General features: G+C 43.9%; 19 protein-coding genes. 11 read left to right on the top strand and 8 right to left on the bottom strand.

The features are described from left to right. The first annotated feature begins 10 nt into the window (after positions 1–10). From Cabys_RS18705 to Cabys_RS18655, 11 genes are all read left to right on the top strand, one after another. Positions 11–496 (top strand): TlpA family protein disulfide reductase, encoded by a 486-nt coding sequence (locus Cabys_RS18705; RefSeq protein WP_006927774.1) that lies wholly within the window; start codon positions 11–13, stop codon positions 494–496. Between the two features lie 9 nt (positions 497–505). Next, complete coding sequence (locus Cabys_RS18700; RefSeq protein ID WP_006927777.1) at positions 506–1918, top strand: DUF6029 family protein; 1413 nt, start codon at positions 506–508, stop codon at positions 1916–1918. A 150-nt stretch (positions 1919–2068) separates the two neighbouring features. Next, positions 2069–2692, top strand: coding sequence for a DUF1684 domain-containing protein (locus Cabys_RS18695; RefSeq protein WP_006927779.1), 624 nt, complete (start codon positions 2069–2071; stop codon positions 2690–2692). 15 nt (positions 2693–2707) lie between these two features. Further along, complete coding sequence (locus Cabys_RS18690) at positions 2708–3661, top strand: 3'(2'),5'-bisphosphate nucleotidase (protein ID WP_006927780.1); 954 nt, start codon at positions 2708–2710, stop codon at positions 3659–3661. Positions 3662–3663: 2 nt separating this feature from the next. Next, positions 3664–4461 (top strand): inositol monophosphatase family protein, encoded by a 798-nt coding sequence (locus tag Cabys_RS18685; RefSeq protein ID WP_006927781.1) that lies wholly within the window; start codon positions 3664–3666, stop codon positions 4459–4461. A 15-nt stretch (positions 4462–4476) separates the two neighbouring features. Further along, entirely contained in the window at positions 4477–5523 is a 1047-nt protein-coding gene (locus Cabys_RS18680) for a ribose-phosphate diphosphokinase (RefSeq protein WP_006927782.1), read from the top strand. Positions 5524–5668: 145 nt separating this feature from the next. Next, positions 5669–6115 (top strand): 8-oxo-dGTP diphosphatase MutT, encoded by a 447-nt coding sequence (gene mutT / locus Cabys_RS18675; protein ID WP_006927783.1) that lies wholly within the window; start codon positions 5669–5671, stop codon positions 6113–6115. A gap of 293 nt (positions 6116–6408) precedes the next feature. Then, complete coding sequence (locus Cabys_RS18670) at positions 6409–7656, top strand: WD40/YVTN/BNR-like repeat-containing protein (RefSeq protein ID WP_006927784.1); 1248 nt, start codon at positions 6409–6411, stop codon at positions 7654–7656. 186 nt (positions 7657–7842) lie between these two features. Then, a complete protein-coding gene (locus Cabys_RS18665) occupies positions 7843–9831 on the top strand; it encodes a sialidase family protein (protein WP_006927785.1) in 1989 nt (662 codons plus the stop codon). 312 nt (positions 9832–10143) lie between these two features. After that, positions 10144–11511: a hypothetical protein gene (locus tag Cabys_RS18660; RefSeq protein WP_006927786.1), complete on the top strand. Its 1368-nt coding sequence runs from the start codon at positions 10144–10146 to the stop codon at positions 11509–11511. A gap of 147 nt (positions 11512–11658) precedes the next feature. Continuing rightward, positions 11659–13800, top strand: a complete 2142-nt coding sequence (locus Cabys_RS18655; RefSeq protein WP_006927787.1) for an MXAN_6640 family putative metalloprotease — start codon at positions 11659–11661, stop codon at positions 13798–13800. A 465-nt stretch (positions 13801–14265) separates the two neighbouring features. On the opposite strand, the gene Cabys_RS18650 is transcribed toward Cabys_RS18655, so the two are convergent. From Cabys_RS18650 to Cabys_RS18615, 8 genes are all read right to left on the bottom strand, one after another. Next, positions 14266–15018 carry a Nif3-like dinuclear metal center hexameric protein gene (locus tag Cabys_RS18650; protein WP_006927788.1) on the bottom strand — a complete coding sequence of 251 codons (753 nt, stop codon included), beginning with the start codon at positions 15016–15018 and terminating at the stop codon, positions 14266–14268. Between the two features lie 30 nt (positions 15019–15048). Next, the gene (locus Cabys_RS18645; protein ID WP_006927789.1) at positions 15049–16059 is read right to left on the bottom strand and encodes a TRAP transporter substrate-binding protein; all 1011 of its coding nucleotides are present in this window, start codon (positions 16057–16059) and stop codon (positions 15049–15051) included. A gap of 20 nt (positions 16060–16079) precedes the next feature. Then, positions 16080–16952, bottom strand: a complete 873-nt coding sequence (locus tag Cabys_RS18640; RefSeq protein WP_006927790.1) for a TRAP transporter TatT component family protein — start codon at positions 16950–16952, stop codon at positions 16080–16082. Positions 16953–17152: 200 nt separating this feature from the next. After that, positions 17153–17941 (bottom strand): slipin family protein, encoded by a 789-nt coding sequence (locus tag Cabys_RS18630; protein WP_006927791.1) that lies wholly within the window; start codon positions 17939–17941, stop codon positions 17153–17155. A 16-nt stretch (positions 17942–17957) separates the two neighbouring features. Further along, on the bottom strand, positions 17958–19253 hold the full coding sequence (locus Cabys_RS18625; protein ID WP_006927792.1) for an NfeD family protein: 1296 nt from the start codon (positions 19251–19253) through the stop codon (positions 17958–17960). A gap of 167 nt (positions 19254–19420) precedes the next feature. Next, positions 19421–19591 (bottom strand): hypothetical protein, encoded by a 171-nt coding sequence (locus tag Cabys_RS20190; RefSeq protein WP_169833737.1) that lies wholly within the window; start codon positions 19589–19591, stop codon positions 19421–19423. A gap of 853 nt (positions 19592–20444) precedes the next feature. After that, positions 20445–23090 carry a DUF5916 domain-containing protein gene (locus Cabys_RS18620; RefSeq protein ID WP_006927793.1) on the bottom strand — a complete coding sequence of 882 codons (2646 nt, stop codon included), beginning with the start codon at positions 23088–23090 and terminating at the stop codon, positions 20445–20447. Positions 23091–23196: 106 nt separating this feature from the next. Then, complete coding sequence (locus Cabys_RS18615; protein WP_006927794.1) at positions 23197–24597, bottom strand: DUF4352 domain-containing protein; 1401 nt, start codon at positions 24595–24597, stop codon at positions 23197–23199. Positions 24598–24599: the final 2 nt, after the last annotated feature.

Below are 24599 nucleotides of genomic sequence, written 5' to 3'. Positions count from 1 at the left end.
GAAAGGTCTGATGTTGAAAAAAGTTTTAATAATTTTGCTGTTTTTAGCAAGCGTTTTACTGGCTCAGAATTTTTCTAAAATAGAGCTTAATGACCTGAGCGGCAACACATTCGCCTTTGCTGAAAACTTAAATTACGATGCAACGATTGTCACTTTCTGGGCCACATGGTGTTTGCCCTGCCAAAAGGAACATGTGGCGCTTCAAGAACTAAAGGAAAAGTACGGAGACCGACTGCTGGTAATCGCCATTTCCACGGATTCGCCGCGCAGCATGGCCAAGGTTAAAAGTTACGCCCGATCCCGTAAGTATGATTTTGTCTTTCTGGTGGACCCCGATCGGGAGGTGGCCTCGGAATTGTTAGTCAATGAAATTCCGCAAACCTTTGTGCTCGATCGTAACGGTAAGGTGGTTTATCATCACACCGGTTACCGCAAAGGAGATGAAATTGAGCTGGAAAAGGAACTATTGAAAGTCTGGCAGCAAGAACAGAAATAAGGATCGTTCATGAATTTTTACAAAGGCGTTTTGATTCTTCTTTTTTTGTGCGCCCAGACGTTGCTGGCGCAGATTTCCGTCCGTAACCAGCTGGAGTTTACGCACTGGCAATCCAGGGATCTGGATATTCTTGAAAATTGGACCGACGTCACTTACCAGCGCGACTGGCTGCAAATCGGAGGGCGGTTTGAAATCAATGAACCTCCGGATCCAACCATTTTTCCGCAGGACACGTTGCTTAAACATTATGAACTTACATTCGCTTATGCGCGCATTCGCCACCGTTTTCTGGATGTTACCGTTGGCAATTACTACGCCATGTTTGGCAGAGGCTTAACCCTGAGAACCTATGAAGACCGAAATTTACGCGTGGATAATAATCTCCTGGGCGCTAAAATGGTGCTGCACTTTAAAAAACTAAAGTTTCAGGCGCTCAGCGGCAGAATGCGCGATAAGTACAATCGCCGCAAAGAGTGGCTGAGCGGCGCAGATGTGGAACTCAAGGCCAGCCGCTCTTTTAAGATTGGAACCAGTTATTTGTATCAGCACAACCCGCAATATTTTAAAGATCAAAAGGGTCTATGGTCGGCGCGCACCAACTTTACACACGATTTATTCGATCTTTACACCGAAGTTGTAAAGCCCCAGTGGAGCCCGGCCTTCAGTTATTATGTGGCCGTAAGCACGTATGGCGAAAAGTGGAATGCTTTACTGGAATTAAAAGATTATAATCGCCTGTCGTTTCAAAACGCCTATTTAATGGAATACAATGCCGCGCCCTCTCTTACGCGCGAACATGCTTTTTCCTTATTGAATCGCCATCCCCATTTTTTGAACCAGAACGATGAAAAAGGCTATCAACTGGAGGTTAATTACAACCCCAATATGGAAATACAGTTCGTTTTCAATCATTCACAAACGTTTACGCACGACCGACGGCGCATTTTTCAGGAATACTATCTGGAGATGACGCATTACTGGAAAGAAAACTTTGAATATCACGCGCTTGTGGACTGGAATTTTGATTTTTCGACCAACACTGAGAATATTACGGCGATTTTTGATGCCATTTACAATTTAACCAGACGCGATCAATTGCACATCAGCATTCAGCATCAGCACACTAAAAACAAACTGGATTTAAGCGAGTACGACAACGAACTGGCGTTGGTCGAATATTCGCGTTCGCCGTGGGTGAGTTTCGCCCTGGTTGGTGAGTACACCAACAAATACAAAATTCGTAATGTGCAGATGGATCGGCACCAGTGGCTGTACGGCCAGGTCTCCTTTAACTTCTGGAAAAATCAACGGCTGTCCATTTTGTACGGCACGCGCCGAGAAGGTTTTATTTGCGTGGGCGGAATTTGCCGCTACGAACCGGAATTCGAAGGCCTGGAAATAAAACTGACCAACAGATTTTAAGCGAAGAACGGCGGCTGGTAGTTGTTTGGCGGTGCTCTTTAGACGGTAAAAACCGTCTGGTTAATTTTTTCATAAGTTTACCTGAATACATATTTGCAATATGAACCATCCTTCAATAAATTTGAGCCGACCTAACTACCCGGAGAAATAATGAAACGGATTTGGATATTGGCGTTTTTACTGATGGTAACGGGCGTTTCCTGTCGGCAATCCAGGCAAACGCAGGCGCAGGGATGGCGAGCCGAGTGGCAACGTTTTAAGGCCGAAAAAGATTCGTTGTTTAAATTTGCCGAGTGGTCGCCGCTTACGCCGGAAGATCGGGCGATGTTTAATGGATTAAATTATTTTGATTACGATCCTTCGTGGCGCTTTGAATTGCCGCTTTATGTTTATCCCAACCCACAAAAGATGGTTATTAAAGGCACGCGTCCTGGCGACGAGCGTCCTGCCCTCCGCTACGGCTATTTTCAATTCGCTAAAAATGGCACGCCCATTAAACTGGACGTGATTAAAATTTTAGGACAAAATCCCGACGACGAAGGCCACCTTTTTCTGGGCTTCTGGGATGCGACTTCGGGCGAACAAACCTATGCCGGCGGCCGTTATATCGACCTTAAGCGTACCAGCGAAAATCTGTTTATCGTTGATTTTAACTTTGCCTATAATCCCTATTGCGCATACAGCGATCGCTATAGTTGCGCCATACCGCCCTTTTCCAATCAAATACCGATTCCTGTAAAGGCGGGAGAAAAAAAGTTCAAAGAACATCATTAAAAAAGGAAACCAGACATGAAAACGTATTTGACGATAGCGCTGCAGGCCGTTGAGCAAGCCGCAAAAATATGTCAACAGGTTCAGGCTCAGTTAGTGGAAGAAGATTCGTTAACCAAAAAAGACCGCAGCCCGGTTACGGTTGCCGATTTTGCCTCGCAGGCCATTATTTGCAAACGTTTAAAAGAAGCTTTCCCGGAAATAGACATTGTTGGCGAAGAAGACGCGCAAAGTTTGCGTCAGGATGAAAATCGCGAAGTTTTAAACAAGATTGGCCAATTCCTGCCCGACTGGTCTGTGGATCAAATTCTTGACAGTATCGATCTGGGCAACGGCGAGCCAGGCGCTCTGTTCTGGACGCTGGATCCCATCGATGGCACCAAGGGCTTTTTAAGAAAAGATCAATACGCCATTGCCCTTGCCCTGCTTAAGGATGGTCAGCCGGTTTTAGGCGTGCTGGGCTGTCCAAACCTGCCATTTAACGGGCAGGCCGACCGGGGCACATTGATGTACGCCATTAAAGGCGAGGGCGCTTTTACCCTGCCGTTGGGCGGAGGTGAAGCAAAACAGGTGCATGTGTCAGACAATGATCCTGAAGATGTTGTCCGTTTTCTGGAAAGTGTGGAAGCGGGGCACGCCAACCATTCGCTGCAGGGAAGACTGATGGCCCATTTTGGCGATCGGGCCAAAGCGGTGCGTTTTGACAGCCAGGTTAAATATGCCGTTCTGGCGCGGGCCGATGCCGATGTGTATTTAAGGCTTCCCAACTCGGAAAAACCCGATTATCGAGAAAAAATCTGGGATCATGCCGCCGGCGCTCTTATCGTGCAGGAGGCCGGAGGAACGGTTACGGATATGTTCGGGAAACCTCTGGAATTCAATCATGGTAAAAAGCTAATGGCCAACCGGGGGTTGGTGGTTACCAACGGCAAACTCCATCAAAAAATTATCGAATTATTGAATCGAGGTTGAAGATGATCGAAGTGGCCAAACAGGCAGCATCGGCGGCAGGCGAAATTTTGCTTGAGCACTTCCGAAAAATTCCGCAGCAGGCGATTAGACGCAAACAAAGGAATGATTTTCTTAGCTTTGTGGATGAACAATCGGAACAGACCATTCTGAAGACCATTCGGAAGGCCTACCCACAGCACGCCTTTCTGGCAGAAGAGGTAGGCGGGTCGGCGCATGAGGACGACTATCTGTGGATTATCGATCCGCTTGACGGAACCACCAATTTTTTGCAGGGCATTCCGATTTTTGCCATTTCCATCGCTTTGCTTTTTAAAGGTCGGCCGGTTGCCGGCGTCATTTATGATCCGCTGCACCGCGAAATGTTCTGGGCCGAAAAAGGAAAGGGCGCTTTTTTGAACGACGCTCCCATTTCCGTCAGTAAAAAAAACAAACTGGATGAAAGTTTTATTGCCACGGGTTTTCCATTTAAAGCAAAGCATTTTTTGAATGATTATTTAGCCGTCTTTAAGGATATTTTCACCGATTGCATCGGAAAACGCAGAATGGGCGCCGCAGCCATCGATCTGGCTTACGTGGCGGCCGGACGCTTTGACGGCTTCTGGGAGCTGGGGCTCAGCCCCTGGGATCAGGCCGCCGGCTGGATTATTATCGAGGAGGCAGGGGGTAAAGTGACGGATTTCTGGGGCAGCGAGGATTTTTTATATGCCCGCTACACCCTGGCCACCAATGGCCTAATTCATGAGCAAATGATCGATAAAATCAATAAACATTTTAAAGAGTTTAAACCAGTTTACTCATAAGAGAGGAGACTCAAATTGGATTCGACCACCATAGTTCGCACAAAAGGTGAACGCGGGGCCATGAGCATCATGGCCTGTGATTCCGGGCGAGCTTTTGCTACCAGGATTATACAACATTTAAATGAAATAATACAAAATGAAACGCATAGTTTACCGCTGAGACTGATCCATTCTGAAGAAATTACCTTTTCCAATGGCGAAGTAAAAACCGTTATTCATGAAAATGTGCGCGGCGACGATCACTACATTGTGCAGTGTATTGACGATCCGCTGAGCGAAAAATCGGTGAACGACAATTTGATGGCCTTGCTAACGGCCATTAACGCCGCCTTTCAATCCGATGCCGATTCTATTACGGCGGTCATCCCGCAGTTTCCCTATTCGCGCCAGGAACGCAAAAAAACGCGCGAATGCATTACAGCCAAACAGGTGGCGCAGTTCATCGAAGTTTCCGGCGCTAACCGCGTCATTACCCTGGATGTTCATGCCGAGGCCATCATGGGCTTTTTTACCACCGCAAAGCTGGAAAATTTGCACGCTTCCAATTACATAATCAAGCATTTTAAAGAAAATTACAGCGCCAACGACCTGGTTATCACGGCTGCGGATGTGGGCGGCGCTGAGCGTGCCCGCTACTATTCGAAAACGCTACACGCCCATCTGGCTATTGTGGATAAAGCGCGCGACTATTCCAAAAAAAGCGTAATCAGCAGCATGCGTCTGGTGGGCGATGTGGATGGCAAAGACGTTTTAATCCCGGATGATATGATCAGTACCGGCGGCACCATCATTAACGCAGTCAAATTGTTAAAGGATAAAGGCGCCCAAAAGATTTACGTGACCTGCAGTCTGCCGTTTTTCAACGAGCCTGCCGTCGAGTTGCTTTCAAAAGCCTATGAAGAGGGGTTGATTGCTAAGGTGATCGGAACAGATGCGGTTTTCCATGGGCAGGAATTTGTAAAGAACACCCCCTGGTATGACGAGGTAACCATTGCCCCGTTGTTTGCCGAGGTCATCTACAATATTAATCAAAAGCGCTCGGTTTCCGAATTGCTAAAATAAACAACCAACGGTTCGCAGGAGCGCAGCAGAATTAGCTTTTTAGAGAGGCCGGCGCCCGCTGCGATTACGTTCAATGTTTTGGTTTACTGAAAGAATGCGCTTTCGTTTTTAATGCGCTTTGTAAACATTTTAGTGAGAATAACGGGTGGAGAAATATCGGTCTCAAAAGCGGTTGATTCGCGTTGCCGCGGCTGTAATCGTAAACGATGAAGGGCAAGTTCTGATTACCAGGCGTCCGGAGGGCAGCCACCTGGGAGGTCTGTGGGAATTCCCCGGCGGCAAGATAAAGGATTCCGAAACGCCGCAAATGGCCCTGCAACGGGAAATCAAAGAGGAGCTGGATGTGGAAGTTGACGTGCGGCAGCTGCTCTGGCGTGAACAATTTGAATATCCGGAAAAACGAATTGATATTTTCTTTTATGGCTGTCGGTTAAAATCTGCAGCGCAGCAGATCAAAGCGCTGGAAGTTGACGCCTTTCGCTGGATAAATCCCGATCAATTGGACGCCTTCCAATTCCCGCCGGCCGATGAACACTTTATTGCCCGATTGAAAAAGGGAGCTTTTGATTTAATCAACGGCAGTGGATTTTAAATCGTAATTTCTTTGGCGCAGATTTGGCAGGACAAAAATCTGCGGTGACAGAACGTATTAAAACCGCTCACTTCCTTCCCGCTCCCTGAGCGTAGTCGAAGGGAGCGTAGTCGAAGGGAGCGAGTGGCCACTCTCCCCTAAACTTCTAAACCGCTAAACACCTATACCAAAAACCAACTAATTTCATTTGACATTTATTTTTTCATATCTTATTTTTGATTAGTTAACTTACCTCCACGGACGGTTCATCTCTTTAAAAGGATTTTTTTAAATTTAAAATAAGGGACTGAACCATGAAGATGGTTATCCTTTTGAAAATTTTTGTAGAAGAAAAAATGGTGTACATGCGTATCCCCCCCCTCCACATTTTTTATTTACTTTCAAAAAATTTCTTAAGAGTTTTTTATTATTTTTCTGCCGATGTTTTAGATTGTTTTTGTCTAACAACACCCAAACTCAGGAGCAACAAAATGCCACAATTAAGTAAAAAATCTTTTCCATTTTTCTTTTGTCTTTTGTCTTTTTTTATTTTACTTCTTTCTTGCAAAAGGGCCACTGAACCGCTTGTTAAGGATGCGGCTAAAAGAAATCTCGATACAAGCAGCCATTCTTTTGCATGGCAAATTGACACATTACCTGGAACTGTTTTTGATATTTCAGGACTGGACGAAAATAATGTTTGGTTGGTTGGTGAATTTTCTAGATCAAACTCACAAACTGGTGAAACGGAGAAATTCAATTATGGATATTGGAACGGCAAAACATGGAAATTACAGTCTATTCTTAAAGAAGGGCCATATATGGGTATTCATGTTTTTAATAAAAACAATATCTGGCTAACAGACGGAGGTATGATTCATTGGAATGGTAAATATTGGAAATTATATCATCCTTGGAACATGGGTATTTTAAATGAAACGGAAGGTGGTGTGACAAAGGTCTGGGGGTTAGACTCTTCCAATGTATTTTTCATTGGCCTTACAGGCACTATTATTCATTTTGATGGATATACTTTTAAGAAGATGGAAAGCAAAACAAACGTAAATCTCACTCACATTTATGGAATTGATGAAAACCATATATGGGTGGTTGGCGATGACAGGGGATTACACGGCGGTCATAGCGTTCTTTTGTTTTTCAATGGAAGTTCATGGAAAGTCAAATATCATTACAGATATAACGAAGGCCCGCCATTTGAAGGAGGGCCTATCGGCCAGTATAGAGGGATTTGGGCTGATAAAGACAGTATCATTATGGGCTCGGGGCATGGTTTTTGGCATGAATCCATAATAACTGGAAAGGGAAGAATCGAGCCTTTTTCTTTTCATCCTATCGGGGCAGAAGAAAAAATATTCGCACGAAACCGTAACGATCTTTTTATGATTGGTCATTTTTATACGCTTCATCATTATAACGGTAAATCCTGGAAAAGGTATATTTCGTTTCTCCGGAAAAATGATAATTTCTATGCGGGTAGTTTTGTTTCTGATGATTGCGTATTTGTAGGGGGAAATAGATTTGTTTATCGCGGCTACAGATAACCTATAACAGGAAAGGAGATAATCGATATGAACGATATATAAAAATGCCTGAGTGTGCTTCTCCCACACCCAGGCATCCCCTGATCAACAGAGAACGGTGTATCAAGGGCGGTATTAATATACACAATTTTTACTGCCTATGGTAGAATTTTAGAAATCAATATAATTAAATGAAAGGCAAGCATTATGAAAAAAGTTGTTTATATTTTGTTGTTTAACTTGTTACTATTAACTGGTTACACTATATCTGAAGTAGCGAACCAATTTTACATACGCTGTTATGTGGAGTCGATGAGTAGTGACCCAATGGGCAATACGGATTTATCTCAGTATACACCGGAAGCCGTTAAACATATTGATGTTTATGTGGTTGAGTATAGTGATACAGATTGGTGGGATGGGGAGAAATATTATTATACAAAGGATTTTGAAACGGCAAAGGAGGAGTGGCAAACAGCTATTGAAAATTTGAATATGGTATTTGCTGATGCAAAAATAGAATTCTCGTTAGCTGATGATAACTATCAGAGAAAAACCATCCAGACAGGAGCTGCTTCCGGTAGTTTAGATTATTTATTCACTGATTGTTCTATAACGCCTTTAAATGATATTAAAATGTATCCTGATAAATATTTGAGAATTTCCAGTATGCCTTTAGATGTAAAAGTAAGGTACAATGAAACTGATTATACAGTCTCTGGTTCGGTTGAAAAAATCTTCGGCAGTTGTATTTATATTAATAGAAATGCACTTGGTTATGATTTGCAATATTATGTGGCACAGTCTTTGGGATTATACGACACGGATGAAACACATTTTGGAACGAACGTCCGTGATTTTTTGGACGATACAGAAATAAACGAGCCTGATAATTTAATGAACCGCCAAAATCCCGGAACAGGTTTGACGCCAAATCAAATTCAACGTTTAAACTGGGCTTTAGAAACTCAGCCCGATTTGAAAAAGTTAATTGAAACAGAGGTAGAATTCGCCAACCAAATTAATAATGAAATGGTATCAGGCGAATTATTTTATGATAATCATAGCGTGTCATCCGGCGAAACAGTGAACTTATTGGATTCAAAACAGTATGAAATCGGAACCCAGGATCAGGTTATTAATTATAATTTAAAGGATTATCAGCACTATCGTTGGAATGGGAAAGCTGAGGATTATTTAATAAAAAGAAACACAAGAATAGTGAAAACAAGCGACAAAGAAACTAAACAACATGCCGAGTTTGCACCTTTAGAATTAATCAATATTGATCTTCCAACGGAAGCAACTTTTTATCTTCGCGATCCGTGGTATCTATCCAATGACCAACAGCTCAATGAATTTAGAGAAATTTCAGGAAATAACTTTAGAGCGCTGATTAAACAAAATGAGAATTTTTATGAACAGTATCCAATTTATGAAATTAAGCAGCCTCCATCACACCAGCAAAATGTTCATAATGAGAATATTATTTACTATTTTAAAGAATGGACGGGTACAGACGTTAATTATCAGGATGCATCAAACAATCAAACAGAAATTGTTTTTGAAAAATCAAACGCTTCAATTCAGGCTAATTACAAAGGCCATTTAGCTTCTGATAAAGCGCGCGCCACTGGCTACAACAATGGCCGGCGGATTTTTAAAGATAACAATAATACCCTATATTTGGTTTACGAAGATAATGGCAATATCTGGCTTACGAAGTCTTCCGATGGCGGTAAAACCTGGAGTAAAGAAGAAAAAATAAACTTATCGGATAATTGTATAAATCCTTCTATAGCAGGTCATAACGAAAGTGGATGGATCGTATTTTCCTGGTATGCAAAAGAGTATAGTTCTATTAAATTCAGATACTATGAAACGGCTACTAATACCTGGTCAACTATTTATGCGAACGATTATCTTGTACTTACAGGAGGCCCAAATATTGATCCGGCGCCTTCGATTGCAGAGACTTATGTGCCTGGAACCATTGGTCCCAGTGAACATACTATATATATCGCATTCAATTATGAAAAGTTGTCTGAAACAGGAAATCCAACAGGCATAAGTGAAGTAATTTTGCAGAAAGGTAATTTTGATAATGATCCAAGGCAGTGTAGCCGCAAACAAAACCAACCGCAACGCGTGCAAAGTAATTTTCTCGCAGATTATGCCAATCATCGCAGAAAATGATTAAACAAACTTTTCTGAGAGCTAAGTTAAGCAAATCGGCACAATTTACGCGCATACCGTCATGGCGGGTATTCGGCATGACAGCCTGCGACCATTCAACCATTCAACTAATTAACCATTCAACCAATCCAGCATCACAAAAAATTTCAAATCCTGACCGGGCGGGATTAATCTTCCAGAGGAAGTATCCTAAACTTCTAAACCGCTAAACCAATAAACTCTTATACTTTTAAATTACCTCCTCTTGTTCACCGTCGCTCCCCACAGTAAATTACCAGCGCCCACAACCGTACAAACAACAGGAGTAAACCCATGGAACAAGAAAGCAAAAAAAACTTTTCCTTTTTCCTTTTTCTTTTTTCCTTTTTCTTTCTTTCATCTTTAATCTTTAATCTTTCTTCTTGCAAACGAAGCACCGAACCCGTTTACAACCCACAGAACCTGCAGCTGCAAGTATTGGACGTTTCCTGCACCGAAGCCTGGCTGAGCCTGCAAGCCAAAAGCGATTACCTGAACAAAACGCTCAAACTGTTTAAAGACGACAAATTGATTCTGGAAAAGCCCCTGACCACCGAAGACAGTCTGTTGTACGTGGACGGCCTGTGGCCCAACACCGGCTACGCCTTTAACGCGGCGGTTTATGACGGCAACAAATTGCTGACTAGGAGCCCCGCTGTAACCGCCACCACCATGGACACCACCAGTCACGATTTTACCTGGCAGACCTTTGAGTTTGGCGGCGAAGGCGGCAGCAGCAGCTTTTACGACGTAGCGATAATAGATGATAACGATATCTGGGCGGTAGGCGAAATTTACACGGCCGACGACAAATACAACGCCGCGCACTGGGATGGGGAGAAATGGGAGTTGAGAAAGATATTATTCCATACATTTTGTACTAACGGTAGAATGTTTCAATATACTGCAAGGTCTGTCTTTTTTGTAGATAATATTATATTTATCTCATCTGGTTCGGAAATAACATTTATTAAAAATGGAATCCAGATTAAAAATCAATGTACTCCTGTTTCAATAAACAAAATCTGGGGCACCTCGAGTTCGGATTTGTACGTGGTGGGCAATAGCGGTTTAATTGCGCATTACGACGGGCAACAGTGGCAGCGGATTGAGAGCCCCGAAGGGGCAAGCGGGACGGATGTAGATTTACTGGATATTTGGGGAAGCCAGGACAGTCGTGAAATTTGGGTTTGCGGATGGCGGGATTTTCAACCGAATGTGCTTTTAAAAATTAAGGGAAAAACAGCTTACAAGGTTATAGAGAAGATGCCTGATTTTTCTTATACGCCGCTGGAAATTTCAGGAGAAATTAAAAGTGTATGGTTAGACTCTTCCAGCCGTTTGTATGTATTAACTCGCTATGATGTTTACCAGTGTTTAGATGATGAATGTAAAGAAGTGCGTTCCTTGCGTAAAGGAAATGATTTTAATTGGACTTATTTTAGACTTCGTGGCAGCGCATTGAATAATGTGTTTGTTATCGGTAATGAAGGTTGGGTGTGGCATTATAATGGTTTGAGTTGGTATAAGTTTACGGAATTGCTTGATCCTCAATTACGGTTAAGGGGGGTAGCTGTAAAGAATAATCTGGTAGCGATTGTAGGCCGTCGATATTTAAACGTTATAGAGAGGTCTGGGATCATCATGATAGGAAGGCGGTGATGGACTTATGATTTCTTTAAGAGATCTCCTTCGGCATAGGAACAGCAAATGAAATCGTGACCAGAAATGCCAATTGAACGGGTTAATAAGAATTATTGCATTTTCTATTATTAAAGTAAAAAAGAATCATTATGGAGGACACGAAAGATGAAATTGAAAATAGTTTTATGCCTAATTCTATTATTAATGTTTCCATTGGTCATGTTTGCAGGAGACATCCAATTTAAAAAGTTGGAAGCAGCCTATCAAAGAGGGGAAGTAACGCTTGACGAGTTAATGTTGAATAAATTCTATTATATATTCGAGCCGCAAAAATTGAGTAAAAAATATTTCTCTGAAAAACTAACTCCTTTAAAATGTGGAACTATGACCATTAAGAATTATTTTGCGTTGAAGAACAGATTGAAAGCAGAGACGATTCGTATTATTGAAAGTTATTTACAAAAAACAGAAGCAAGAGAATCTACATACATCAGCCCAATGAAATATTTTAAAATTTCATATACGACAACAGGATCAAACGCTGTGCCTTCTGATGATAATGACGGTGATGGAATACCTGATTTTGTGGAATGGATTGCAGATTATCTGGATACTTCCTGGGATGTGTTGATCAATCAGTGTGGTTTTGCTGCGCCTGTGGATAATAATGGTGATGGATATTATAATATCAGCTTTGAAAACATGAATAGTTATGGATACACAACACCACAGGGAGTAGATGGTAATGAAGGGACTCGTATTGTCTTGCACAATAATTTTTTAAGTTTTCCTCTTAATCAGGATCCAGAGGGAAATCAGAAAGGTTCGGCAAAGGTAACCTGTGCCCACGAATTCAAACATGCCAGTCAGTATATCCATTCGCAATGGTCGGAATCAGGTTGGATAGAGTTAGATGCCGCATGGGTAGAGGAACTTGTATTTGATTATGTAAATGACACGATGTTAAATTTTACTGGCTATGAAGATCCTTTTTCCCATCCCCATTGGGCAATCGATCACGGCGGCACAGGTTCTTATGAGGATTATTTCTGGCAGGATTTTTTACATCAGAAGTTTGATAATAATAGTTATCATTCTGCTCCTATTATTTTAGCTTTCTGGCAAAGACGGGAAAGCAATCCCAATGAATCGGTACTTACGACTTATGATAATGTATTGCAACAAATGGGTTCCTCCCTTGAGGATGCATTTGTTGAATATGTTGTTTGGAATTATTATACCGGAAGTCGTGCCATTTTAGATGCTCAGGGGAATTCCCTTTTTGGATATGATGAGGCAGGTATTAATGGTTTTCCAGAATCAAATCTTCAAGCTACCCATAATACTTATCCAGTTAACAGTTCTGGAAGTGGTGTAGAACATCTTGCCGCTCATCACATTAGATTGAACCCGGGAGGAGAAGAAGCATTAAAAGTAATGTTTAATGGGCAGAACAATGTTTCGCTAAGTGCGGTTTTAAGCTGGGCAGATGGGAATCGGGTGATATGGGAAGAGATACCATTGGACGAGGCTAATGATGGATTTATGTCTGAATGGACTAAAAGATTTGGCGCTTTACTTTTTGTAGTCATTCAACAAACGGGTATTAATTTCAGTTATTCCTACCAAATTGACGCTCCACCGTGGGTTTCGTTGGCATTCACCAACAAAATAGATCAACAAAATGCAGGCGGAACTTTACTATTATTAGAAGACCCTCAAAATCCGATACCATCTGGAAGCAATAAAAATGTATATGAAGGGGTTGGCTATACTGTTAACACTCAAAACGAACGATTTTTAAATTGGACTGTGAATGACGATTATAAACATCACGATTGGAATGAAGTGAGTCAGGAGTATTTATTACAACATTATTTTAAAGCACTTGCTGGGAATAATCAAGATGCTAATTTTTTGCAAATGCATCCAGTGACCATAAAAAATGTTTTAATTTATGCTGATGATGCTACCGATGGACAAATAGACTTTCACGATCCCTGGTATGTGGATCAAAACGGTAATCAACCGGATGATTTTATTACCTGGTCTTCCCCCCACTATCCCAAAGGTAAATTTGGGGAAACCACCGGCGGCGTGTTTTTGGAGCAAGGTTGGCCGGATTGGCAGCCTCCCTACTACTCAGTCAAAGCCGAGGCCCAGCAAACCTTTACCGCCCACGGGCAAAGCATTACCGGCTACTTTTTAGGCTGGGAAGGCACGGATGTTACCTTTCAACATGCGGATCAACAGGAAACGCCGCTTGTTTTCCACGCCGAAAATGCCGAAGCACGGGCGGTGTTGTGAAAGGGCAAATTGTTCTGAACTATGATTTTCTTGATTAAAGGATTAACAAGATTAAGCTTTTTTGATGTCGATAATATGCTCCTAATTTTTAAAGTTACCTTGCTTTGAGCCATTAAAATCAAGGCCATCCTTCAATCCTATTAATCCCGGTTCAAAAACTTTCCTTCGATGTGTACATCTACCGCCTGACCACAGACAAAGGCTTTGCGCAGTCCAAAAAGATGATGTTGATTAAGTAAACTCAAACAAAAAGGTCTCTGGCAATTTTCAGCCGGAGGCCTTTTAAGCTGTGAATCAATCCTTCACAAAGAACGCGGGCCGAAACCGCTCGCTTTTTCACCGCCCCCTGAGCGGAGTCGAAGGGAGCGGAGTCGAAGGTAGCGAGTGGCCACTCTCCTCTAACCCCCTAAACCTCTAAACTCTTACACATTACCCGTCACGTGCCACGTATTCACCAAAAGTATTCTAAACCGGATTGGGAATATCTACAAATTCCACTTCAATGTTAAATTTACTCTTCAGGTGCCGGCTGAGGGCAATTATGCCGTAGCGTTCTGTGGCGTAATGACCGGCGGCGACAAAGTGAATGCCCTCCTCGCGGGCGTAATGCATGATGTGCTCGCTAACCTCGCCGGTAATGTAAACATCCAGCCCCTTTAACACCGCCTGTTGAATTTCTTTCTGGGCGGCGCCGCTGATGATGCCCACCGTGCGAATTTTCTCCGGGCCGTAGGGGAAAATCAGAGCGTTTTCGTTGATCAACGTTTTGATGCGGTTGAAGAATTTTTTTCTTGAAATGGGTTCAATCTCGCCCGAAAAACCGATGGCCGTCCCCTTGTAATCGCCAAACGGTTGAATGTCTAAAAGTTCCAGCTGTTTGGCAATCTGGATGTTATTGCCCACAATTTCATGAGCGTCCAGCGGCAGATGGTAAGCCAGCAGGTTCAGATCATTTTCCAGCAGGATTTTTACGCGTTTTTTGTAGCTGCCCTGGTAAACGGGACGTTCAAAATTCCAGATGATGCCGTGGTGTACAAGGACGGTGTCGGCATTTAAGGCCAGGGCTTTTTCAAAAAGTTCAACGCAGGCCGACACACCGCTTACGATTTTTTTGATTTCCTTTTTACCTTCTACCTGTAAACCATTGGGACAAATGTCGTTGAATTCGTCGCATTTTAAAAATCGATTCAGGTAGGTTAATAATTTTTCTCTTTCCATGAAAAAAAGCTCCTTAAATTTTCTGAAAAACTATTCCCTGTTTTTCTTGGTACGGAATTCCTGCAGGGTGGATTCAATTTTTATTAACAGCTCTTCATCGTACAATTTCCCGATCAACGAACGACGCGCCTGCTCGCCTATTTCATCAAATCGTTTTAAATTTTCCGGAGAAGAGAGCTTTAAAAGTTGAATCCCGTTTTGCTGCATATTCAATAGTGATTTTTCATTATCCTTGCGGCTGGTTTCCGTTAAACGGCGAAAGTATTGGTATCCTGTTTCACGGACGATTTGTTGGTGTTCGGGAGAGATCTTTTTAAAGGCCCGGTTAGAGATTAAAACCGCGCCGTTGGAAATGGTCAGGGGAACATCGACAACGTACTTGACTTTAGTGAACCATTGCAGAACCAGACAGGCCAGCGGCGAGGTGTAAACGCCTTCGATTAAGCCGGTTTGTAAGCTGGTCAGCACATCTGTTACAGAAAGTGGGATGGGGTTCAGTCCAAAGGCTTTAAAGGTCGCCTCGGCAACGGGATCGCCTTCCCAGATCCACATTTTAATCTTTTTAAAGTCATCTACCGTTTGTACTTTTTTTGAGGTAAAAATGTAAACGCTGCCGACCTCTGCCCAGCCGATTAAAGTAAATCCTTTTTTCTTAAAGCGTTGGGCAAAATAAGGATCGAATTTATTTAACACGTAGTCCAGCTCGGCGTAATTTTTAAAAAAGAAGGGCGTATCCAGAACGCGCACTTCGGGTAAAATTTCTCCCATGCCAACGCCTGTGAATCCCGCGCCCTGCAGTTGATTAATGCGAATTTTTCGCAGAACGTCTTTTTCATCGCCCTGAATGCCGCCGGGGTAGATTTTAAAGATCACCTGACCGTCGGTTTTTTCCTTGATTTCCGCGGCAAATTCACGCATTATTTTCATCCAGGAAGAGCCATCGGGCGCCAGCGTGGCAAATTTAATGACGATCGGTTTGGAGAATAAAAAGCCGGTAGCCACTAATATGAAAAGAACCATTCTGCTGATTTTTACAGACATTTACACCGCCCCTGTTTTTATTAAAACATCTCAGACTTTTTTTTCAGTAATCGCTTAGCTTTTTGTTTAGCCACCTGATTTAAAAGCCGCACATTGGGTTGAATATCGATCGGAGAATCTAAAACTTTTTGCAGATAGCTGTCAAATAATTGCTCGTTTAATGTTTTTGCAGCGTAAAAGCGCGCGGCGTACACATAGCTCAAAAGAAACTTTCCTCCGGTCAGTTTAAAATTCTTTTCGAAAAACGCTCTGGCTTTTTGTGGGTTTCCGCCCAAAAGCGGCGGTTTTTGACCGTAAAGACTGCCAAAAAACAGATAGGTCGCTCCATAAAAATAGCTGGAATCCAGCTCCAGCACGCGCTTCATAACGGGTTCAACTCTGGCCAGATCCAGAATGGCCTGCGGATCTTCCAGGGAAAGATTAATATAAGAAGACCAACTAAACCCCAGCCAGAAAAGCGCCGGAACGTTCTTTTTTCTGGCTTTTAACAAAATGCGCTCCCAGTCGGCGGCGCTGGCTGTTTTAAGCGTTTTGGCCAGTTGTTTATTTTGCGCTTCCAGCAGCCGCCAGGCATAGTCTCTGGCGCGCAAATAGAGTTTACGCGCCCGATTGGCATTGGTATCTTCGACAAAGGCCAGGGCATAACCGGCATACCCCTGGGCCAGAATCTGAAGTAACGTTTGGTTTTGCGCGTCGCTTTTTAAAAGGCCTTCAACCAGCTTTAAGTTGGCGGCCATGGCCTGCCTGGCAAGCTCCAGATCGTCTTCTTCAAAAAAAGCGGCGACGCTGTTGTTCAAAACCGGCTCCATTTGCCGAATGGCCATTCGCTGCATGCTGCAGCCGGAAAATAATGCTAAAAAGAAGATTAAGCTCATTAAAACGCTTTTTCGCATATTCGCCTTTCCTTTAGCCTGGAACTCGCTCAAAGTAAACTGGACTTTCTACGGTTTCTGGTCGGAAGACGGTCCGCAGCAGCGAAGCCTCCGGCCCAAAACTATCGGGTATTTTTTGCCTTTCAACCTCATGAAATGGTTGAAGCCAGGAAAGCGTGCGCAGCGCCTTCCCGGCCTTGGAGCAATCATTAGCGCGATGTTTACTGGTCATCGTCCGATCGCGTCGATTTGTCGTACAAATCTCTCAATCCTTTTTCGATAAACGGTTTAAAGAGATCGATGGGCACCGGGAAGATGGTCGTGGAATTCTTTTCTGAGCTGACTTCGATTAATGTCTGCAAAAAGCGCAATTGCAGGGCCGAAGGGCTGGTGTCGATGATTTTGGCCGCCCGGGTGAGTTTATCTGCCGCCTGGAATTCGCCTTCAGCCGCAATGATTTTTGCCCGCCGCTCACGTTCGGCCTCGGCCTGTTTGGCCATGGCGCGCTTCATCTCTTCTGGTAAATCGATGTGTTTTACTTCAACCAGAGAAACCTTAACGCCCCAGGGATCGGAGTGTTGATCGATAATCTCCTGAAGACGGGCGTTTATTTTGTCGCGCTCGATTAACAGTTCGTCCAGTTCCACCTGACCGACCACGCTGCGCAGGGTGGTTTGCGCCAGCTGCGAGGTGGCAAACAGATAGTTTTCAACTTCCACAACGCTCTTTTCCGGATTGATGACGCGGAAGTAAAGCACGGCGTTTACCTGCACCGAAACATTATCTTTGGTAATCACATCCTGCGGCGGCACGTCCATTACAACCGTACGCAAACTGACTTTTACCATGCGATCAATTAAAGGGATCAGGAAAATGATTCCGGGCCCCTTGCCGCCAACCAGCCGCCCCAGACGAAAGATAACGCCCCGCTCATATTCTTTAAGAACACGAATGGCGCTGGAAAGTAGCAGAATTAAAAAGATGACAAGCGTAATTAAAAACTGTGGCATATGCTGCTCCTCAATTTTATTTTACCGGTTTTACTTTTAAAACCAATGTATTGCGGTTAAACTCGACAACTTCGACTTTTTGTCCTTTTTTGCAGGGCTCATCGCTTACGGCTTTCCAGTATTCGCCGTGAACCTTAATGGTACCTTCCGGATTCAACGGCTTGTACACTTCGCCAATCTCGCCGATCAGGCCGGCGTCTCCGGTGGTAGGTTTTTTGCGGTGCGTTCGAATGGCCATTCCGATGGCAAAGACAAAGAACAATACGCTTAATGTTACCACAAAAGTGATTACCTGCCAGGAAACACGTAAAAACGGTAAAGGACTTTCAAACAACATAACGCTTCCCATGATTAATGAAATGATCCCGCCGATGGTTAATAATCCATAGCTGGGTATTTTTATTTCCAGTAAAAACAAAATAACGGCAAAGATGATGAGTAAAAATCCGGCGTAATTGACGGGCAGAGTTTGTAAGGCGTAAAGTCCTAAAATCAAACAAATGCCGCCGACAACCCCCGGTAAAATGGCGCCCGGGCTGTAAAGTTCGAACAAAATTCCGTAAATCCCCAGCATTAAAAGAATGTAGGCCACATTAGGGTTGCTAATAATATCCAGCAACCGTTGTCGCCAGTTCATTTCAAAGGTGATAACCTGCGCATTGGCCGTGCGCAGCGTTTTGACCACGCCCACATCCAGTTCAACCTGGCGGCCGTCAATCAGGCTTAAAAGAGAGTCTACCGATGGGGCGATAAAATCGATCACTTTTAATTTAAGGGCTTCTTTCTCGGTGATATTGGCGCTTTCGGTAATGGCTTTTTCCGCCCAGTCTGCGTTGCGCCCCCGTTTTTCTGCCAGGCTGCGTATTTTGGCCACGGCGTCGTTAACAACCTTTTCCATCAACGTGCTGGTTGTGGCCGTATCGGGTTGAGCGCCGGTGGGGCTGCCGCCAAAAACAGGATGAGCGGAACCGATATTGGTCGATGGCGCCATGGATGCAATATGCGCGGCGTAGGTGATGAATACGCCTGCGGAACCGGCGCGCGAGCCGCTGGGCGCCACATAAACAATGACCGGCACCTCAGAAGCCTGAATCGCTTTAACGATTTTATGCATGGATTCCATTAAGCCGCCGGGCGTATCCAATTGAATGATCAGCGCCTCTACATTTGTCTCCTCCGCCTGTTCGATGGATTTAGTGATGTATTCTGTAGCAACAGGATTGATGACTCCCTCGATAATAATGCGGTGAACAACTTCAGCAGAAGCATTAACGGTCAATATTAATATTGCGATAAGAAAAAATTTTTTCATTGTAACATCCCGATTAGTTTAAGGTAATAAAAAAATAGAGTAATTCAAACATTATGTCAAGCTTTTTTAAACAAAAAAGGCTCCACAGGATGTGGAGCCGAAGGATGATGTTGAGGGTTTTATTTGTTTAGGAGGGAGGATAATCCTTATTTCTTTCCTAAATTTCCTCAAATTTCTTTGCATAAAATTAAGAATATATTTGCCCATTTGTCAAGTTTTATTTTACATTTTTTACCCTTTTGTTTTTCAGCCTTGTATTCACTCCAGGCCAGCAAATCCGCTACCAAAATCAACCGCAACGCGCTCAAAGTAATTTTCTCGCAGATTACGCCAATCATCGCAGAAAATGATTAAACAAACTGTTCTGAGACTAAAGCCAAGCAAATCGGCGCTATTTACGCCCCTTCTCTTTTTTAAAGAAAAGGGGCTGGGGGATGAGTTTTTAAAACAGCACAAAAATTTTTGTATCCAGCCAGATGGGGATTCGAAATGAGCGGCCGATGAACAATTTAATTTTTGAACCAGGATTTGCTTGATTTTTGGATTACCAAGATTTGCCTTTTTAACTTTTTTATTAAATTTGGAGAATAAAGTCGCATCGAGTGCATAAAATCAAGTCAATCCTGTAATCCTTTTAATCAAGGTTCAAACTTCTAAGGCAGCACAGCCGCTACCAAAATCAACCGCAACGCGCGCGAAGTAATTTTCATGCAGATTACGCCAATCATCGCAGAAAAAAATTAAAAAACTATTTCAAGCGACCACAGGGAGCTCAGAGGAGTCACAAAGAGCGCAAATAGTGTTAAAAATTTAAAATAGTTTCAATTGCCCTCATCCTCTTGATCTCCTTTTCCAAGAATAATAGTCTGGGAGAGGGGAACGCTGAAAGTGGACAGTTGCCATTCAACCATTCAACTAATCAACCAATCCAACAGTACAAAAATTTTCAAACGCTTTTCCTTTAGATTTCCCAGAGGAAGTATCCTAAGCGAACCGGCACTCTACCTATTCGGGCACTGCCTCCCGCTCCGCGTGATAATTCGGGCACAGCCTCCCGCTCCGCGTGATAATTCGTAATTTTTAATTCTAGCACAGCATAGCCACAACCAAAAACGGTGTTGCCTTAAACAACACCGTTAAAATTTAATGACGCTCTTTTTTAAATGAATGCCGGGAGCAAACCATGTTCGATTACATGGACAGCCAGTAATTCAGCTTGATCAAAAAAACATTGTCCGGGCGGGAGCCGAATAATTGTTTAAAATCGGAAAAAGCCTGAAAGCTGCCGTTGCCGATAAAATCATTACGGCTTTGCGTCCACACCAAAAAGAGCGTGGAGCCCGGTTGATATTCCCAGCGAATCACAAAATTAGAACGGAATTCTTTAAAATTAAAATCCGGGTAGGAGATCGAATAGTCTGTCACGCCATCGCGGTTTTCATCGATGTAGTACGTTTCGTCTTGCGGGTCGTAAACAATTTGTTCGGCGTCAAATTCCTGAAAGCGGTCGTTTCCTTTAGCGCGTGGATTGGTAATCCTTTTAAAATGATTGTATTTGCCTGCAGAAATAAAAGGCTGTCCGTAATACTGGAACGAAAGATTGGGCGTTGGACTGTAATTCAAACGGAAAACCACGCCAAAGGTATTTTGAATGAGTCTGGCAAATAGATAACGATCTTCATTTTGAAACGTTTCCCTGGAGACGTACTGCAGGTTATCGCGATTAAAGGCGTAAAAGGGATTGATTTCCACTTTTAAACGGTTGTTAACTTTTTGGGAATAGTTAAAGCGTACCTGGTAGCCATTAGAAACGGCATCGTCATTGCGCTGGATTCCCACGGAAACGGCAAACTGATAGTCCCTGGACTGATTGCTGTAACCTCTTATCCAGAAGTTCCAGCTACCGGTGTAGCGCGCCAGCGGGCCGCCGCGCAATAAATACGGTGAATAGCCGTCCTGCTGGCGATTGATGCCGGTGTAAAAGCCCCAGAGATTGGTGAACTGAATGCCGCCGTTAATGTTTCCGCCGGAAAACAGCTGGTCGCCGGCAAAGTTCCAGGCCTGCCACTGGTTGATGTTCAGATCGGCGCGCCGAATAATACCGATGGGATTGTTAAGTCGGTAGCCGATCCACAAAAACTGCATGATCTGATCGGCGCGACGCAAAAAGCCCACATCGTTGAGCTCCAGGCCGGGGGAACGCCAGAGGCCGCCTACCGCAAAACGCCAGTTGCCGTTGCCCACTTTGCCAATGCCAAACGTGCCGCCATGGCCGGAAAGGGTGGTACGTGTGGTGTCGTACTTAACATGGTCGGCGTCCGGTCGTTGAAAATAGCGGGCTGAAGATTCCTGAACGCGCGTAATGGCCTTTGGATCTCCGATTAAGTGAGAGCCGACCAGTTTAAAGTTGACAAAATAGGCTTTATTAGCCCATTGATGGCGAAAATCAATGCCTCCGGTGTAGGCGGATTTGTTTAAAAATTTTAAATAATCTTGGTTGATCTGGCGGTTGGTTGCCGTTACAATACCGCCTATGGATGTGTTGCCTTCGTCAAAATCTTTTTGCAGACGACCGACCAGAAAATTGGTCAGCGGCTCCACGGTTACGCTTTGCCGACGGCCCTGGTCGTCAATGACGGCTTTTTCCGCATTGGTAACAGCGTCCAGCAGGCCGATGGACCAGCCTTTGCTGGTTTTGCCGCTGAGTTTGGCGGCGCCTAAAATGCGCGTTTGTTCCGGCATGTCGATAAAATCGTAATTAAAACCGTCGTCTGCGGAAGGGTAGTATTGCGGCGAGCGGCCAATGCGTCTGGAATAAAAGATCTTTTCTTGCGACATATCGCCGTCGCCCATAGCCAGCGTAAATTCAAAGATATTCTTGCCTTCGATGAAAAAAGGTCTCTTCTCTTCGAAAAAGGTTTCAAAGGCGGTAAGGTTGACCTCGGAAGGATCGGCCTCCACCTGCCCGAAGTCCGGGTTGACGGTGTAATCCATGGTCAGATCGCTGGTAATTCCGATTTTTCCATCCAAACCAAAGTCGAAGCGGAAGTCGCGACCGGTGGCGAAGGGATCGCCCTGTTCGGCCTGAAACAGGTGTAATTGGCTGACGGCGTAAGGAAGGAATTCCACGCGTTTTGGCGAGTGAATGCCCTCGAGGCCCGTCAGATTTCCGAAATAGGAAACGAATCCGGCGGCGTTTCTGGGAATGTATTGCCACATGTCTTCTTCCTGGTTGCGGTAAATTTTACGATAGACCTGAAAACCCCATGTATGACTGGCTTTTTGGGCAAAGCGCAACTGGCTAAAGGGAATGCGCATTTCCACAATCCAGCCGGAATCGGTGACGCTTGTTTTGACTTCCCATATCGGGTCCCAACTTTCATCCTGCCGATTCCCGTCTTCGGAAATTAAAATATCGGATTTAACGCCGGCTGGATTGGCGCCAAACACAAAAGCCGTGCGTCTATCCAGATAACTATCTAGCGCCACGGCCAGAAAATCGCTGCTGTTAATCTGATCTCTACGAGATATCTGAGATTCAATCTTATCCGGTTCCGTGTCGTAAGCGACAATGCCCACATAAAGATTGGTTTTATCATACAGAACTTTGAAATTTGTTTTTTGAGAAGGCGTGGCGTTCTCAACCGGTTTGATCTGCACAAAAGAATCCTGAAAAGGCGCTTTTTGCCAGCAAGGATCATCCAGTTTGCCATCGATCTTGGGAGCTACGGAATTGACAGGATAGGCCTGGCAGGTTTTTCGGGAAATCTGATCTTTTGCTAAAACAATGGTGGTTAACATGAAAAAAAATACAAATCCTTTGTAAAAAACTTTCATTGTTCTACTCCCTGATTGGTTAACCGCTTTTTAACGATTTACGGAAATCAATAATGAATGTTGCAGTCTAATGAAAGGAGGGTAAAAATTAAAACCAGAAAGATTATCAGAAGTCTTGCAATGAAACGGGCGGCAGGGTTTCGTAGGTGAGTCGGTATTTTTGATAAGGTGGTTTAATCACAAAGATAAAGGTGCCTTTAATGGATTTACCGGGGGAAATAAGCCTTTTGAAATAGGCATCGGGCCCAAGAGCCACGTAATTTTCAAGCCCCACGCAGGGCGTTCTGGCATTGGACGAATCAATGATAAAAAAGTTGGAGGAAAAAAATATGGCGTCGGCCGGCGAGATATTTTTTATTTCGGCGTTTACTTTTAAAAGTCGGCTTCCACGTTCCGACACGTTGTATTCGTCAGTTCCTACCTTAAAAGAGCGCGCCGGATAAACCGAGGTGATGGTCAGTTGCCAGGGCGATTTTAAGGCGACTTCCATGGCGCCCAGTCGTTTTACCATCTCAAAATTATGTAAATCATAAATGAGAATGGTGCCGTCTTCCGAAGCGGAGATCAGGCTTTGGGTGGAATCGATGACTACCAACCGGTTAATATTGAAAAAATGGCCGTAAAGCGAAGCCTTTAATTCTTGTGAATCCATGTCCCACACTTTAATCGACTTATCCATGGAGCCGCTGAAAAACATCTTTAATGAATTAGAAGCGGCCAGAGCCGTGATGGGCGCCAGATGATTGCGCGGTAGAATGCGCGCCTGCCGCCGGTTCCAGTCGATTAACCACAGGTTTTCAGCGTGGGCCGCCAGACAAAAATGATCATCAACAAAGGTTATCAAGCGCGGCGCTTTTGTTCTGGAATTGAAACGAGGCAGATTGACAGAAGAGAGTCCTTTAAACGTACGCAAATCGAATAACCGGGCCTGAGTATCTCGAAAGCGGACCAGAAGCGGTTGGGTTCTGGCCACAGAAATAGCGTCCTTAAAATTTAAAGCAAAAGGCTGGATTTTGACAGAGGCTTTAAGCGGATCGAATAAAACCAGATTTAAATCGGCCCTGGCGTAAAATACCTTTTGGGGAAGGGAAAGCAGCGGCCTGGCAAAGTTATTAAATACGGTCTGAATCTGATTTTTTACCGCAAGCTCCGGTATGGACAATTGTAAGATAACACCTTTTTCTAAAAAGAGCCAGAACGAAGCCGGATCGTTCACGGATCTGGCAAGCGCCACCGGCGTTCGGCGTAAGCGCTTAAAAGCCATGGCTCTGGCCGAATCGGTTTGCCATAAAATGACCAGGCTGTCTCTACCGATGGAAAGCAGTCGATGGTTGTCAAGCGGTAGAATATCTACCACCCCTTTTTTGTGAACCACATTGATAAAGGAGATGGCCTGGCCGGAAGCGTCGGAAGGCGTGGCTTCCTGTTTTTTACATCCCACAAAAATGAAAAGAAATAACAACAAAATAAGACTTTTTTGCATTCCGCTCATCTTGAAATCTACCATGA

Source organism: Caldithrix abyssi DSM 13497 (assembly GCF_001886815.1).
GTDB lineage: Bacteria > Calditrichota > Calditrichia > Calditrichales > Calditrichaceae > Caldithrix > Caldithrix abyssi.
Note: the sequence above shows the minus strand (reverse complement) of the source record. Positions and strands in the feature narration are given on the sequence as shown.